This window comes from Mycobacterium lentiflavum (assembly GCF_022374895.2).
In the GTDB taxonomy this organism is placed as follows: Bacteria; Actinomycetota; Actinomycetes; order Mycobacteriales; family Mycobacteriaceae; genus Mycobacterium; species Mycobacterium lentiflavum.
The window spans coordinates 2,254,811-2,269,392 of record NZ_CP092423.2 but is presented as its reverse complement, the minus strand read 5'-3'; the positions used below and the strand labels follow the sequence as shown (position 1 = coordinate 2,269,392).

Annotated in this window: 15 protein-coding genes; 3 read left to right on the top strand and 12 right to left on the bottom strand. The window is 69.1% G+C overall.

What is annotated here, in order from left to right; genetic code table 11:
• Window position 1: 1 nt before the first annotated feature.
• The 10 genes from aroQ to MJO58_RS10870 all read right to left on the bottom strand — a co-directional run bounded on the left by aroQ (window position 2) and on the right by MJO58_RS10870 (window position 9,679).
• The gene (aroQ, locus tag MJO58_RS10915; protein ID WP_090608789.1) at window positions 2-433 is read right to left on the bottom strand and encodes a type II 3-dehydroquinate dehydratase; all 432 of its coding nucleotides are present in this window, start codon (window positions 431-433) and stop codon (window positions 2-4) included.
• Complete coding sequence (gene aroB, locus MJO58_RS10910; protein WP_239722830.1) at window positions 430-1,518, bottom strand: 3-dehydroquinate synthase; 1,089 nt, start codon at window positions 1,516-1,518, stop codon at window positions 430-432. Before aroB ends, aroQ begins: the two co-directional genes overlap by 4 nt.
• A complete protein-coding gene (locus MJO58_RS10905; protein WP_090601514.1) occupies window positions 1,515-2,078 on the bottom strand; it encodes a shikimate kinase in 564 nt (187 codons plus the stop codon). Before MJO58_RS10905 ends, aroB begins: the two co-directional genes overlap by 4 nt.
• Window positions 2,079-2,085: 7 nt before the next feature.
• Window positions 2,086-3,297, bottom strand: coding sequence for a chorismate synthase (aroC, locus tag MJO58_RS10900; RefSeq protein WP_090608787.1), 1,212 nt, complete (start codon window positions 3,295-3,297; stop codon window positions 2,086-2,088).
• Between the two features lie 143 nt (window positions 3,298-3,440).
• Window positions 3,441-3,863 (bottom strand): A24 family peptidase, encoded by a 423-nt coding sequence (locus MJO58_RS10895; RefSeq protein WP_090601513.1) that lies wholly within the window; start codon window positions 3,861-3,863, stop codon window positions 3,441-3,443.
• A gap of 10 nt (window positions 3,864-3,873) precedes the next feature.
• Complete coding sequence (locus MJO58_RS10890) at window positions 3,874-4,722, bottom strand: shikimate dehydrogenase (protein ID WP_239722829.1); 849 nt, start codon at window positions 4,720-4,722, stop codon at window positions 3,874-3,876.
• The gene (locus MJO58_RS10885; RefSeq protein WP_090601511.1) at window positions 4,697-5,944 is read right to left on the bottom strand and encodes an endolytic transglycosylase MltG; all 1,248 of its coding nucleotides are present in this window, start codon (window positions 5,942-5,944) and stop codon (window positions 4,697-4,699) included. The genes MJO58_RS10890 and MJO58_RS10885 overlap by 26 nt, the downstream gene beginning before the upstream one ends.
• Window positions 5,934-6,482, bottom strand: a complete 549-nt coding sequence (gene ruvX / locus MJO58_RS10880) for a Holliday junction resolvase RuvX (protein ID WP_239722828.1) — start codon at window positions 6,480-6,482, stop codon at window positions 5,934-5,936. The genes MJO58_RS10885 and ruvX overlap by 11 nt, the downstream gene beginning before the upstream one ends.
• The gene (gene alaS / locus MJO58_RS10875; RefSeq protein ID WP_239722827.1) at window positions 6,483-9,203 is read right to left on the bottom strand and encodes an alanine--tRNA ligase; all 2,721 of its coding nucleotides are present in this window, start codon (window positions 9,201-9,203) and stop codon (window positions 6,483-6,485) included. It lies immediately after the preceding gene.
• Window positions 9,204-9,289: 86 nt separating this feature from the next.
• Window positions 9,290-9,679 carry a secondary thiamine-phosphate synthase enzyme YjbQ gene (locus MJO58_RS10870; protein ID WP_175364622.1) on the bottom strand — a complete coding sequence of 130 codons (390 nt, stop codon included), beginning with the start codon at window positions 9,677-9,679 and terminating at the stop codon, window positions 9,290-9,292.
• Between the two features lie 193 nt (window positions 9,680-9,872).
• Here MJO58_RS10870 and MJO58_RS10865 point away from each other — a divergent pair, with 193 nt between their 5' ends.
• Complete coding sequence (locus MJO58_RS10865; protein WP_239722825.1) at window positions 9,873-10,496, top strand: hypothetical protein; 624 nt, start codon at window positions 9,873-9,875, stop codon at window positions 10,494-10,496.
• 11 nt (window positions 10,497-10,507) lie between these two features.
• Here the strand turns inward: MJO58_RS10865 and MJO58_RS10860 are convergent, their stop codons facing one another.
• Both MJO58_RS10860 and MJO58_RS10855 read right to left on the bottom strand, forming a co-directional pair.
• A complete protein-coding gene (locus MJO58_RS10860; protein WP_090601506.1) occupies window positions 10,508-10,843 on the bottom strand; it encodes a hypothetical protein in 336 nt (111 codons plus the stop codon).
• 10 nt (window positions 10,844-10,853) lie between these two features.
• Window positions 10,854-12,212, bottom strand: coding sequence for a replication-associated recombination protein A (locus MJO58_RS10855; protein ID WP_090601505.1), 1,359 nt, complete (start codon window positions 12,210-12,212; stop codon window positions 10,854-10,856).
• 190 nt (window positions 12,213-12,402) lie between these two features.
• On the opposite strand from MJO58_RS10855, the gene MJO58_RS10850 reads away from it, so the two are divergent.
• Window positions 12,403-13,467, top strand: a complete 1,065-nt coding sequence (locus MJO58_RS10850; RefSeq protein ID WP_239722824.1) for a DUF2189 domain-containing protein — start codon at window positions 12,403-12,405, stop codon at window positions 13,465-13,467.
• A 49-nt stretch (window positions 13,468-13,516) separates the two neighbouring features.
• The gene (locus MJO58_RS10845) at window positions 13,517-14,557 is read left to right on the top strand and encodes a hypothetical protein (protein WP_239722822.1); all 1,041 of its coding nucleotides are present in this window, start codon (window positions 13,517-13,519) and stop codon (window positions 14,555-14,557) included.
• Window positions 14,558-14,582: the final 25 nt, after the last annotated feature.

The window sequence follows — 14,582 nt, the reverse complement described above, 5'->3', positions numbered from 1 at the left end:
GCTAGCCTTTCGCCAGGTAGCGCAGCGCCAGCAGGTAGCCTTCGACGCCCAGCCCGACGATCACTCCGGTCGCCACCGGGCTCAGATATGAGTGACGCCGAAACTCTTCGCGCGCATGCACATTGGAGATGTGCACCTCGATCAGCGGCGCCCGCAGTTCGGCGCAGGCATCACGCAACGCCACCGAGGTGTGGGTCAGGCCGCCGGCATTGAGAATCACCGGCTCCCCCGCATCGGCGGCCGCGTGTATCCAGTCCAGCAATTCGGCTTCGCTATCGCTTTGCCGCACAACGGCTTTGAGACCGAGCGCGGCGGCCTCGCGTTCGACGAGCGTGGCCAGCTGATCGTGCGTGGTGTCGCCGTAGACCTCGGGTTCGCGGCGGCCCAGCCGGCCCAGGTTGGGGCCGTTGATGACGTTGACTGTGCTGGTCACGGCGCACACACTCCCGCGTAGGCGGTCACCAGCAGACCCGGGTCCGGTCCGACCAACCGGCCCGGCTTCGCCAGCCCGTCGAGGACCACGAACCGCAGCACACCGGCGCGCGACTTCTTGTCTCCGGCCATGTATTCCAGCAGTTGGGGCAGTGCGTCGGGGTCGTAGCTGACCGGCAGCCCCAGCGAGGTCAGGATGGCGCGATGGCGCGCGGCGGTGTCGTCGTCGAGCCGGCCGGTGAGCCGGGCGAGTTCGGCAGCGAACACCAAGCCCACCGAAACCGCGGCGCCGTGCCGCCACTGGTAGCGCTCCCGGCGCTCGATCGCGTGTGCCAAAGTGTGGCCGTAGTTCAGGATCTCGCGCAGCTCGGATTCCTTTTCGTCGGCGGCGACCACCTCGGCCTTGACGGCGATCGCGCGACGGATCAGCTCCGGCAGCACGTCACCCTTCGGGTCCAGCGCCGCCTGCGGGTCGGCCTCGATCAGGTCGAGGATCACCGGGTCGGCGATGAACCCGGCCTTCACGACTTCGGCCATTCCGGCGGCTATTTCGTTGTGCGGCAACGTTTCCAGGGTGGCCAGGTCGACCAGGACGGCCAGCGGCTGATGAAAGGCGCCGACCAGGTTCTTGCCCGCCTCGGTGTTGATGCCGGTCTTGCCGCCCACCGCCGCGTCGACCATGCCCAGCAGCGTGGTCGGCACGTGCACGATCGAAACGCCGCGCAGCCAGGTGGCCGCCGCGAAACCCGCGACATCGGTGGCCGCGCCGCCGCCGAGACTGACCAGCGCGTCCTTGCGATCAATTCCGATGCGGCCCAACACTTCCCAGATGAAGCCGACGACCGGCAATTCTTTTCCGGCCTCGGCGTCCGGGATTTCGATACGGTGCGCGTCGACGCCCATGTCGGCCAGGTAGCCGCGGATCGCCTCGGCGGTCTGCGCCAACACCGGCTGGTGCAGGATCGCGACCCGGTGCCGGTTGCCGAGCAATTCGCCCAGCTCGGTGAGCAATCCGGTGCCGATCACCACCGGGTACGGCGGGTCGACGGCCACCTGCACGGTGACCGGTGGGGTGGGTTGTGTCATGTGGTTGCCTTGCTGGAATCCGCGGCGCCGGGCGTGGCCGGCTGTTCGGTGGTTTGCAGGGGCAGCCGGGACATGATGTAGCGCACCACCGCCCCGGGGTTGCGGCGGTTGGTGTCGACCCGGATGGTCGCGACGCGCCGGTACAGCGGAATTCGTTGCGCCATCAAGGCGCGGTATTTCTCGGCCCGGTTTCCGCCGGCCAGCAGGGGTCGCGCGGAGGTGCCGCCGGTGCGCCGCACGCCTTCGCGGGCGCCGATCTCCAGGTAGATGACGGTGTGGCCGGCGAGCGCGTCGCACACCCCCGCCGTGGTGACCGCACCGCCGCCGAGTGACACGACGCCGTCGTGGGTGGCCAGCGCCGCACGCACCACGTCTTCCTCGATGCGGCGGAATTCCTGTTCCCCGTCGGTGGCGAAGATGTCGGCGATGGTGCGGCCGGTCTGCTGCTCGATCAGTACGTCGGTGTCGACGTAGCCGACGCCCATCGCCTTGGACAGCCGGCGCCCGATGGTCGACTTGCCCGAGCCCGGCAATCCGACGAGTACCGCCCTTGGGGTCACGGCACGCCTACCCGGACGCCTCGGCGCGCGCGGCCGGCGTCTCGTGCTCGGCGACCGCGCGCTGGTAGGCCTCGATGTTGCGCCGGGTTTCGGTCAGCGAATCGCCGCCGAACTTCTCCAGCGCGGCCCGGGCCAGCACCAGCGCCACCATGGTCTCGACGACGACGCCGGCGGCCGGCACCGCGCACACGTCGGAGCGCTGGTGGATGGCGACGGCCTCGTCACCGGTGGCCATGTCGACGGTGGCCAGCGCCCGCGGCACCGTCGAGATCGGCTTCATCGCGGCCCGCACCCGCAGCGCCTGGCCGTTGGTCATGCCGCCCTCCAGGCCGCCGGCCCGGTTGGTCGAGCGGATCACGCCGTCGGGCCCCGGATACATCTCGTCGTGGGCCTGGCTGCCGCGGCGGCGCGCGGTCGCAAAGCCGTCGCCGATCTCCACACCCTTAATCGCCTGAATGCCCATCACGGCGGCGGCCAGCTGGCTGTCCAGACGGTTGTCGCCGCTGGTGAACGAGCCCAGGCCGACCGGCAGGCCGAGCGCCACGACTTCCACCACCCCGCCGAGGGTGTCGCCGTCCTTCTTGGCGGCCTCGATCTCGGCGATCATCGCCTGCTCGGCGGCCTTGTCGAAGGCGCGCACCGGGCTGGCGTCGATCGCCGCCAGGTCGCCGGGTCCGGGCGGCGGCCCGTCGTAGGGCTGCGACGGGCCGATCGCGATCACGTGCGAGAGCACCTCGACGCCCAGCGCCTGGCGCAGAAACGACCGGGCGACGGTTCCCGCCGCGACGCGGGCGGCGGTCTCGCGCGCGCTGGCGCGCTCCAGCACCGGGCGGGCGTCGTCGAAGCCGTACTTGAGCATGCCGGCGTAGTCCGCGTGCCCGGGCCGCGGCCGGGTGAGCGGCGCGTTGCGCGCGATATCGGCCAGCTCGGCCGGGTCGACCGGGTCGGCGGCCATCACGGTTTCCCACTTCGGCCACTCGGTGTTGCCGATCTCGATGGCGATCGGCCCGCCCAGGGTCACGCCGTGGCGCACCCCGGCCAGCACGGTCACCGCGTCACGCTCGAACTGCATCCGGGCGCCCCGGCCGTAGCCGAGCCGGCGCCGGGCCAGCTGGTCGCCGATTTCGGTGGAGGTGACCTCCACACCCGCAACCATGCCTTCGACCACGGCTACCAGCGCGCGGCCATGGGACTCCCCGGCGGTGATCCAACGCAACACGGGTCCCATTCTCCCATGGGGTCAGGCGCGGACTTGCCAAGGTGCGGCGTGCATCCTGGGCTTCGCGTGTGCGCTGAGGGCGAGATTTGCGCGCTGTTGCCGCCCTGGACGCACACTCGTGACGTCGGGGCCGCACCGTGGGCTCAGCCGAGCAGAGCCAATCCCGCCGCGCCCGCGGTCGCCAGGCACATCGACGGACCGTGCGGCACCGAGGCGCCGCCGCGCCACGCCACCCCCAGCAGCGCGGTCAGCAGCGGTGCCGCCAGCGCCGCCAGAAACCACGCCGCGGCGCCGAAACAGCCGGCCAGCCCGCCCACGCCGATCGCCAGCTTCACGTCGCCGGCTCCCATCCCGGCCGGCGAGATCAGGTGCACCAGCAGATACAGCGTCGCCAGTGCCGCGGCTCCGGCCAGCGCGAACGCGCCGCGTCCACCCCAGCATGCGGCCACCAGGATCACGCCGGCGCCGGGCAGCGTCAGCAGGTTGGGCAGTCGGCGTTGCCGCACGTCGTAGCAGCTCAGCACGAGCAGCCAGACCACCACTACCGCCCCCGCTGTTGCCCGCACCCGCGAAACGCTAGTCCAGGGCGGCCAACGCGCAAGTCATCGCTTCGCGGGGGGCGGGCAGCCCGGTGAACTGCTCTACCTGCGCGAAGGCCTGGTGCAGCAGCATCTGCAGGCCGTTGATCACCCGCCCGCCCGCGCCGGCCACCCCCACGGCCAGCGGGGTGGGCCACGGGTCGTAGACGGCGTCCAGCAGCACCGGGATCGGCGCGAAAGCGCCGGCATACCGCGACGCCACCTCGGCCGGAATTGTGCTGACCAGCACCTCCGCGGTCGCGACCTCGGCGGTCAGCGCCCGATCGTCGGAGGCACCCAACCCGCAGAACCGGGTCGGCACGCCGATCCGAGTTCCCAGGTCCACCAACCGGGCCGCCTTCTCTGGGTTGCGCGCCACGACGGTGATGCCGCTGACGCCGAGCTGCGCCAAGCCCACGACGGCCGCCGGCGCGGTGCCACCCGATCCACAGACCAGTGCCCGTCCCGAGGCTCCCCCTATCGACGCGATCGCCCCCGCGACGCCGTCGATGTCGGTGTTGTCGGCCCGCCAGCCGTGCGGTGTGCGCACCAGGGTGTTGGCCGATCCCACCTGCTCGGCGCGTTCGGTGCGCTCGTCGGCGAACTCCAGCGCGGCGAATTTGTCCGGCGCGGTCACCGACACGCCGACCCACTCCGGCCCTAACCCGCCGACGACGCCCGGCAACTCCTCGGCGCTGCACTCGATGCGTTCGTAGGTCCAGCCGTTCAGGCCCAGTGCGTGATAGGCGGCCAGATGCAGTTGCGGGGATTTGGAATGGGCGATCGGCGAGCCGAGCACGGCCGCCTTTCGCGGGCCCGCGTCAGCGGGGCGTGCTGTCGAGGACACCGTTGTGCTTAGCCAGCTCGATGTTGGCCAAATGCTGCTTGTAGTCCTTGGTGAACAGTGTGGTCCCCTGGGCATCGATCGTGACGAAGTACAACCAGTCACCCGGCTCGGGATGCTCGGCGGCATGCAGCGCGTCGATGCCGGGCGAGCAGATCGCCGTGGCGGGCAGACCCGGTGAGACGTAGGTGTTCCACGGCGTCTTCTGCGCCCGGTCGGCATCGCTGGTGGCGACCTCGCGGCGGTCCAGCGGATAGTTCACCGTCGAGTCGAACTCCAGCGTGTGGTGGGCGTTCAGGCGGTTGTAGATGACCTGCGCCACCTTCGCGAAGTCCTGCGAGTTGGATTCCTGCTGCACCAGCGAGGCCACCACAAGGATGTCGTAGGGCGACAGCTTCATGGCCTGCGCGCTGTCCACCAGCCCGGACTGCATGTACGTCGCGGCCCCCGCGCTGATCAGGTTGGCCAGTATGTTCTGTGGCGAAGCCGACGGATCAACGTTAAAGGTTCCCGGCGCGATCAGCCCCTCCAGGCGGCGGTGGTCGGTGCCCAGCTCGGTGACCGGCTGAATCGCCCAGACCGGCACCGACAACACGTTGGGCGGGGTGTTGCCCGCCGCCGCACGCAGGTCCTCCACCGAGACGCAGTGCTTGTTGCCGTCGAGGTCCACGCAGGTGGCGCGGGAGATCAGCGTCAGGATTCCCGGGTTGCCCTTGTTGGTCTTCATGTCGGTGGTGTCGTCAAGCTGACGCCCTTCCGGAATGACGAGCTTGCCCACCCGGTTGCCGGGGTCGGTCAGCCGCGTGACGGCCGAATCGGCCGGGATTTCGGTGCGCATCCGGTAGAAGCCCGGCTGGATCGAGGTGATCGCGGCGTTGCCGTGCGCGGCGTTGATGAAAGCCCGGACGGTCTTGATCACTCCCTGGTTGTGCAGCGTCTCGCCGACCATCGTCGTCGAGTCGCCGGCCTGTATCTGAATCACGATGTCGCGCTTGCCGTCTCCGCTGTAGTCGTCGCCGGCGCCGAACACCGTGTGCCACATCTTGGAGCCGACGAACACCGCGGCCACCACGATCACGACGAGCACGCCCACGATGATGCGGCCGGCGAGACGGCGCCGCCGGCGCCCGCGTTCGGCCTTGATCCGGGCCATCCGGCTGGCTCGGTGCCGGGGTGGACCGACCGCGGTCGGCTCGGCCCGTTCGTCCCGCGCGCTATCCACCATCGATGACATCCCCAGCCGCGGACCGGGCCTGCATTGCCCGGCGCTGATCGAGCCAGCTCTGCAGGATCGCGACGGCCGCCGCCTGGTCGATCACCGCCCGCTGCTCCCTGGCCCGCACCCCCGCCGCACGCAGAGAACGCTGCGCGCTGACGGTGGTCAGTCGCTCGTCGGCCAGCCGCACCGGCACCGGCGCGGGTCCCCGCGCCAAAACTTCAGCCAGCGCCTCGGCCACCTCGATCGCGTCGATCGCCGACGGGCCGGTGCGATCGGCCAGCGTCCTGGGCAACCCGACGACGACCTCGACGGCTTCCAGCTCGCCGACGAGCTCGGCCAGCCGCCGGACGTGCCTGCCGGAACGGTCGCGGCGCACCGTTTCCACCGGGGTGGCGAGGATGCCGTCGGGATCGCTGACGGCCACGCCAATGCGCACACTGCCCACGTCGACGCCGAGGCTTCTCCCAGGTCGGCGGCCCCGGCCCGGACTGTCCTGGTTAGGGTCGCCGGGCCGGTCGGGCAAGCGATGCTCTGCCAATTCCACTCAACCGACCTGCGCTATCACGGCGATCTCGGAGCGGACTGCGTCCAGCGCCGCGTCAATGCCGCTCGGATTCTTGCCGGAACCCTGCGCCAGGTCGGGCTTGCCGCCGCCGCGGCCGTCGACGGCCATGGCGAGCTGTTTGACCAGGTCGTTGGCGCGGAGCCCGAGATCTTGGGCGGCCGGATTGGCGGCGACGGCATATGGCACCGTGGAGCCCTGCTCCCCGGACGACGAAGCGATCAGCGCGACCACCGCCGGATCGCTGCCCAGCTTGCCCTTGATGTCGCCGACGAGGGATCGCAGATCGGCCGCCGTCATCCCACCCGCCATCCGCTGCGCCACCACACGGACGTTACCGATCCGCTCCGCTCCGGCCGCGGCATTGACCGCCGCGGCCTTTGCGCCGGCCAGCCGGGCACGTTCGAGTTCCTTCTCGGCGGCCTTGAGCCGCTCGACCAGGTTGGCCACCCGGGCGGGCACTTCGTCGGACGGCACCTTCAGCGACGACGCCAGCCCCGCCATCAGGGCCCGCTCCTTGGCCAGGTGCCGAAATGACTCCAGCCCGACGTAGGCCTCCACCCGGCGCACCCCCGAGCCGATCGACGATTCGCCGAGGATTGTCACCGGGCCGATCTGCGCCGAGTTGTGCACGTGGGTTCCGCCGCACAGCTCCAGCGAGAACGGGCCGCCGATCTCCACCACCCGCACTTCGTCGGGGTAGGCCTCACCGAACAGCGCCATCGCGCCCATCGCCTTGGCCTTCTCCAGAGATTCGTTGAAGGTGTGCACCTCGAAGTCGGCCTGGACGGCCTCGTTGGTCACTTCTTCGATCTGGCTGCGCTGTTCGTCGGATAGTGCGCCCTGCCAATTGAAGTCGAAGCGCAGGTAGCCCGGACGGTTCAACGATCCGGCCTGAACGGCGTTGGGGCCCAACACTTGTCGCAGTGCGGCGTGCACCATGTGGGTGCCCGAGTGGCCTTGGGTAGCGCCCTTGCGCCAGCCGGGATCCACCGCTGCGATCACGGTGTCGCCCTCGACGAACTCACCGGACTCGACGTTAACCCGATGCACCCAAAGGGTTTTGCCGATCTTTTGTACATCGGTGACCGCCGCCCGGGCGCTCTCGCCTGCTCCCGTTCCACTGATGGTCCCCTCGTCGGCGATCTGGCCACCGGATTCCGCGTACAGCGGCGTGCGGTCCAGGATCAGTTCGACTCGATCGGCAGCCTCGGCGCCCTGCAAGCCGTGTGCGACCACCGGCACCCGCTTGCCGTCGACGAAGATACCCAAAATCCTTGCCTGCGAGCTCAACTCGTCGAAGCCGGTGAACTCGGTGGGGCCGGCGTCGACCAGCTCGCGGTATGCGGTCAGGTCGGCGTGCGCGTGCTTGCGTGCGGCGGCATCGGCCTTGGCACGCCGGCGCTGCTCGGCCATCAGCTCCCGGAAGCCGATTTCGTCGACCTGCAGGCCGGCCTCCGACGCCATCTCCAGCGTGAGCTCGATCGGGAAGCCGTAGGTGTCGTGCAGGGTGAAGGCGTCCGCGCCGGAAACCACTTTGGCCCCAGCAGCTTTGGTGGCGCCGGCCACGTCGTCGAACAACTTCGAGCCCGATGCCAGCGTGCGGTTGAACGCGGTTTCCTCGGCGACGGCGATGCGCTTGATCCGGTCGAAGTCGGCGACGAGTTCGGGATAGGACGGGCCCATCGCGTCGCGCACCGTGGTCATCAGCTCGCCGACGATCGGGCCGTCGATGCCCAGCAGCTTGGCCGAGCGGATCACCCGGCGCAACAGCCGGCGCAGCACGTAACCTCGGCCGTCGTTGCCCGGGCTCACGCCGTCGCCGATCAGGATCGCGGCGGTGCGGCTGTGGTCGGCGATCACCCGGTAGCGCACGTCGTCGTCGTGGTTGCCGATGTCGTACGGGCGCGCGGCGACCAGGGCCACTTTGTCGATAACCGGTCGCAGCAGGTCGGTTTCGTACACGTTGTGCACGCCCTGCAGGATGAACGCGACCCGCTCCACACCCATGCCGGTGTCAATGTTCTTGCGCGGCAACGGCCCAAGGATCTCGAAGTCTTCCTTGCTGGTTCCTTCGCCGCGCTCGTTCTGCATGAACACGAGATTCCAGATCTCGATGTAGCGGTCCTCGTTGGCGATCGGGCCGCCTTCGACGCCGAATTCCGGGCCACGGTCGTAGTAGATCTCCGACGAGGGCCCACACGGTCCGGGGATGCCCATCGACCAATAGTTGTCCGCCATGCCCCGGCGCTGGATCCGCTCGGCCGGCAGCCCGGCGATCTCCTGCCACAGCCGCACGGCCTCGTCGTCGTCGAAAAAGACCGTCGTCCATATTTTTTCGGGGTCCAGGCCGTAGCCGCCATCGGCGACGGAATCGGTCAGCAAGGACCAGGCCAGCTCGATGGCGTCGCGTTTGAAGTAATCGCCGAACGAGAAGTTGCCGGCCATCTGGAAGAAGGTGTTGTGCCGCGTGGTGATGCCCACCTCGTCGATATCCGGCGTGCGGATGCACTTCTGGATGCTGGTGGCCTTCGCGTACGGCGGCGTGCGCGCGCCCAAGAAGAACGGCACGAACTGAACCATGCCGGCGTTGACGAACAGTAGGTTAGGGTCGTCGAGGATCACCGATGCGCTCGGCACCTCGGTGTGACCCGCCTTCACGAAGTGATCAAGAAACCTCTTCCTGATCTCGTGTGTCTGCACTCTTTCCGCTTCTTCCTATAGGGCTGTCCGACGACGCGTTTCGACCGCTCACAGTACCGGTCCCGGCGCGGCCCCTAACCCGGCAGCTAACCCTCCAAAAAGCTCAACCGCACCGAGCGCCGCGGGTTGTCCCGGTTGAGGTCGACCAAAACGACGCTTTGCCAGGTGCCCAGCTGCGGCTCGCCGGCCGCGACCGGCAGCGTCACCGACGGCGCGACGATCGCCGGCAACACGTGGTCAGCGCCGTGCCCAGCCGAGCCGTGCGCGTGTCGGTAGCGGTCATCGCGCGGCAACAGCCGCTCCAGCGTCTCGACCAGGTCGTCGTCGGAACCGGCGCCGGTCTCGATGATCGCGACCCCGGCCGTTGCGTGCGGGACGAAAACGTTGCACAAGCCGTCGCCGTAGGAGAAGCAAAACCTGCGCACCGCGTCGGTCAGATCCACGATGCGACGACTGGCGGTGTCCACCTCGAGCACATCCGTCTGCATCCGTTCAAGGGTACGGCGCGGCCACCGGACCTGCTTCGGACCAGCCGATCCTTGGTGACCGCGGCCACCCCGAGCGGACACGCCGGAAACCCATTGCCAGCAGGTAATCGGTAGGAGGAAGGTATTCGGTGGGACCGGTGGCGCCACCGGCGGTGCTGCCCCGAGTAGTTAGGGATCCATCGTGTACGCACGGTCATTCACGATCGACGGTCAACCCTTGTCGGTCGACATCGGAATTGCGCATGTTCGCGACGTCGTCATGCATGAAATGGAAGAACTCGACGGTTATATCGGGCTGTCGCTGTTGGTCGACCGGCACTCCGGCCGCTGCATCGCCACCAGTGCCTGGGACACGATCGCCGCGATGCGCGCCAGCTCCGAGCGGGTAGCGATCATCCGCGACCACGTGGCGTTGATGTTCGACGGTTGCGCCAGCGTCGAGGAGTGGCACATCGCGTCGCTGCAGCGCCGGCACCGGTCACCCGAGGGTGCGTTTGTGCGCGCCACCTGGCTAAAGGTGGTGCCCGATCAGCTCGAGCGATCCCTGGACTTCTACCGGATGGCAGTGGTTCCGGAGATGGAGAGCCTCGAAGGGTTCTGCAGCGCCAGCCTGATGATCGACCACCCGGCCGGGCGGCGAGCGGTGTCGTGCTCGACGTTCGACAGCCAGGAGGCCATGGCCCGCAACAGCGAGGCGGCCAGCGAACTGCGCAGCAGGCGGGCCCGCGACCTGGGCGCCGAGATCGTCGACGTCGCCGAGTTCGAGCTGGCGATCGCGCGCCTGCGGGTTCCCGAGCTGGTCTGACCGGGCGGCGACTAGGGCAGCGCATCCCCGGGGAAGCCGCGGCAGGGATGTGCCTCGTAAGTGAACACCCCGGCGGCCACCCCGGGGTCGTCGTTCATCAGCGCCGTGGCGCCCTCGACGGTCGTCGCGAACACCCCGATGCCGCAGACGTCGGACCCGTCGGTGACCGGCAGGACCACTGCGAGCGCACCGTCGTCGCGCAACCCGAAGTTGCGTCGGCCGTGCTCCCAGATGAGTGCGGGTGCGGTGGGGTCGTCGAATCGCGGCCCCCGCTTGAGGATGACGACCGTGTACGCCCTCGCGCTGGGCAGTAGCTGGCGCATCTCTTCGTCGGTGAAGGTCCTCATCGGTGCCCCCTCACTCTCCGCGTTGTTTACGGATGATCGCCCGCAAGCGATCCAGCCGCGTGCCGATCTGGCGCTCCGCGCCACGCTCGGTGGGCCGATAGTAATCCACGCCCACCAACTCGTCCGGCGGATATTGTTGCGCGACAACGCCATCCGGGTGATCGTGAGCGTATTTGTAGCCCTGCGCGTTGCCCAGTGCGGCCGCTCCCGAGTAGTGGCCGTCGCGCAGCTGCGCCGGCACCAGACCCGCCTTGCCGGCCTTGATGTCGTTCATTGCCGCGCTTAGCGCGGTGGTCACCGCGTTCGACTTCGGCGCGGTGGCCAGGTGAATAGTGGCGTGCGCCAACGTCAGTTGCGCCTCGGGCATGCCGATCAGCGCCACGGTCTGCGCGGCGGCCACCGCGATCTGAAGCGCCGTGGGGTCGGCCATCCCGATGTCCTCGCTGGCCAGGATCATCAGCCGGCGCCCGATGAACCGCGGGTCCTCTCCCGCGACGAGCATGCGGGCCAGATAATGCAGCGCCGCGTCGACGTCGGAGCCGCGCACCGATTTGATGAACGCGCTGATGACGTCGTAGTGCTGATCGCCGTCGCGGTCGTACCGCACGGCGGCTTTGTCCAGTGACTGCTCGACGGCCGCGACCGTCAGCTCGCCGCCCGCCTCAACCGTCTCCGCGGCGACCTCCAGCGCGGTCAGCGCGCGGCGGGCGTCGCCGGCGGCCAATTGCACCAGCAGCTCGACGGCCTCGGGCTGCACGCCGATCCGGCCGCCCAGGCCCCGCGGATCGTCGATGGCGCGCTGCACGACGGTCCGGATGTCGTCGGCCGTCAGCGGGCGCAGCTGCAGGATCAGCGATCGCGACAGCAGCGGCGCCACGACCGAGAACGACGGGTTCTCGGTCGTCGCCGCCACCAGCAACACCACCCGGTTCTCCACCGCGGACAGCAAGGCGTCCTGCTGGGTTTTCGAGAACCGGTGCACCTCGTCGATGAACAGCACCGTCTGCTCGCCGGAAAGGAGGGCCTTGCGTGCGCTGTCGATGACCGCCCGGACGTCCTTGACGCCCGCCGACAAGGCTGACAGCGCCTCGAATCGGCGGCCGGTCGCGTGCGAGACCAGCGCGGCCAACGTCGTCTTGCCGCTGCCCGGCGGGCCGTACAAGATGGCCGACGCCACCCCCGAGCCCTCGACCAGCCGGCGCAGCGGCGAGCCGGGCGCCAGCAAGTGGTCCTGCCCGACGACTTCGTCGAGCGACGCCGGGCGCATCCGCACCGCCAGCGGCGCGCCGGCCGGCACGCTCAGGGCGTCGTGGGCCGCCTGCGATTCGCCGGGGAGGTCGAACAGACCGTCGGACACGGCTTCAGGCATACCACGCAGCTGGGACAGGTACGCGCATTGGCGGTGGGATGCCAAACTGACCCCGCCACAGGCTCGAAGCAGGCTCCGAAGCAAGCCCGGCCCAATCCTCGCTCCCCCGCCGCATATTTGCTAAGTTCCGGGTTGCCTAGTTCCGCGCGCGTGCCCAGCAAGCTTTTCCAACAGCAAATTAGGACGGCAAATGAGCCAGCCCCCTGAACAGCCAGGCGACCCGGCCGAACCCTTCGCCGGCGACCAGAACCCCGCGGGCTACGCGCCGCCGCCCCGACACGCCGCGCCGAGCTATGGCGCCCCGCCTCCCAGCAGCGCACCGCCCCCGGGCTACGGCCAGCCGCCCGGCGGCTATAGCCCGCCTCCCGGCAGCGCGCCGCCTCCCCCGCCCCCGGGCTACGCAGCGCCGCCTCCCCCGCCCCCCGGATACGGGGCGCCGCCGGCGGGCTACCCGCCGCCGCCCGGCTTCGGCGCATACGGGGACCCGGCGTCCGCGCAGTTCGACGTCACCCAGGCGTTCAAGTGGTCGTGGGGCAAGTTCCAGCAGAACATCGCCGCGCTGGTCGTTCCGGTCTTGATCTACGTCGCGGTGATCACGGTGTTCGCCCTGATCGCTGCGCTGCTGCCGATGGTGTTCGGTGAGAGCACCAGCACCACCTACACCGACAGCTACGGCGAGACCACCAGCGGCGTCGACATCGCGTATGGCCCGGCGTCGATCGCGGTCATGGTCGTCGGCTACGTGCTGCTCTTCATCGCCGCGATCTACATGCACGCGGGGGTGACGACCGGCTGCCTGGACATCGCGGACGGCAAGCCGGTGACGATCGGCACGTTCTTCAAGCCACGCAACCTCGGCGCGGTGTTCGTCGTCGCGTTGCTGATCGCGTTCGGCACCGTGATCGGCTCGATCCTGTGCATCATCCCCGGCATCATCTTCGCGTTCGTCACCTTGTTCGCCATCCCGTTCGTCGTCGACCGATCGCTGTCACCGGTGGAATCCATCAAGGCCAGCATCGCGACGACGCGAGCCAACCTCGTCCCTGCGCTGCTGTCGTGGCTGGTGCAGTACGCGGTGGTGCTGGTCGGCGAACTGCTATGCGGGGTGGGCATGATCGCGGCCATCCCGATTGCCGCGCTGATCCAGGTGTACACCTACCGCAAGCTTTCCGGCGGTCAGGTCGTTGCGCTGGAGCAGCCCGGGTACCCGGCGGGACCGCCCGCCGGGCCCCCACCCGGACAACAGCTCGCCTAGGCAGCCGAAGTCCAATCCGAGTTCCGCGCGTGCACGTTAGGACGGCGACATGAGCCAGCCCCCCGAACATCCAGGTGATTCGGCCGAACCTTTCGGCGGCAGCCAGAATCCTCCGGGCTACGGCCCACCTCCCGGAAGCGCGCCACCGCCGGGTTATGGCACGCCGCCACCGCCCGGTTATGGCACGCCGCCACCGCCGGGTTACGGCGCGCCGCCCCCGGGCTACGGCCCACCGCCCGGTTATGGCTCGACCCCGCCCCCGGGCTACGGCCCACCGCCCGGTTATGGCGCGCCCCCTCCCGGCTACGGACCGCCCCCGGGTTACGGCGGGCCGCCCAAGCCGCAATTCAGCGTCGGTGAGGCCTTCAGCTGGGCCTGGAACACCTTCACCAAGAACGCCGTCGCACTGATCGTGCCCACCCTGGTCTTCGGTCTGCTGTTCGCCGCGTCGTCCGCGCTGAACTTTGTGGGCCAGAACATGAGTTCGAATGTGACCCCGTACGACTCCTCCGACTACGACTTCGCCTTCTCGGCGAATCTCAGTCCCACCGGAATGGCCGTCGTCGGGCTCGGCTACCTCGTCTCCCTGATCGTGACCGCGTATGCCCAGGCCGCGTTCTTCTCCGGATGCCTGGACATCGCGGACGGCCGGCAGGTGAGTATCGGGTCCTTCTTCAAGCCGCGCAACCTCGGCATGGCGTTTCTCGCAGCGATCCTGGTCAGCATCGTCACCTCGGTCGGCTATGCCGCCTGCTTCGTCCCCGGCATCATCGTGGGGATCTTCACCCAGTTCGTCATTCTTTTCGTGGTCGATCGCTCGGAGAACGCCTTCAAGGGGTTCGCCTCGGGCTTCTCGTTGGTCGGCTCGAATTTCCTCAACGCCCTGCTGGTGTGGTTGGTCACCATGGCCACAGTGATCGTCGGCGCGCTGTTGTGCGGTGTCGGCCTCGTGGTGGCCGCCCCGCTGGTGGCGCTGATCCTGACGTATGCCTACCGCAAGCTTTCGGGTGGTCAGGTGGTGCCGGCGCAGCAGCCCGGCTACCAGCCCGGACCGCCTGCCGGCCCACCATCGGGACCGCTGCCCGTGTAGCCAACAGGGTTCCGCGCGCTCGCGG

Bases quoted from the DNA above. Each gene is read 5' to 3' on its own strand.
- aroB (WP_239722830.1), bottom strand. From the start codon at position 1,518: ATGACACAACCCACCCCACCGGTCACCGTGCAGGTGGCCGTCGACCCG.
- MJO58_RS10885 (WP_090601511.1), bottom strand. From the start codon at position 5,944: ATGGTGGATAGCGCGCGGGACGAACGGGCCGAGCCGACCGCGGTCGGT.
- MJO58_RS10860 (WP_090601506.1), bottom strand. From the start codon at position 10,843: ATGAGGACCTTCACCGACGAAGAGATGCGCCAGCTACTGCCCAGCGCG.
- MJO58_RS10855 (WP_090601505.1), bottom strand. From the start codon at position 12,212: ATGCCTGAAGCCGTGTCCGACGGTCTGTTCGACCTCCCCGGCGAATCG.
- MJO58_RS10850 (WP_239722824.1), top strand. From the start codon at position 12,403: ATGAGCCAGCCCCCTGAACAGCCAGGCGACCCGGCCGAACCCTTCGCC.
- MJO58_RS10845 (WP_239722822.1), top strand. From the start codon at position 13,517: ATGAGCCAGCCCCCCGAACATCCAGGTGATTCGGCCGAACCTTTCGGC.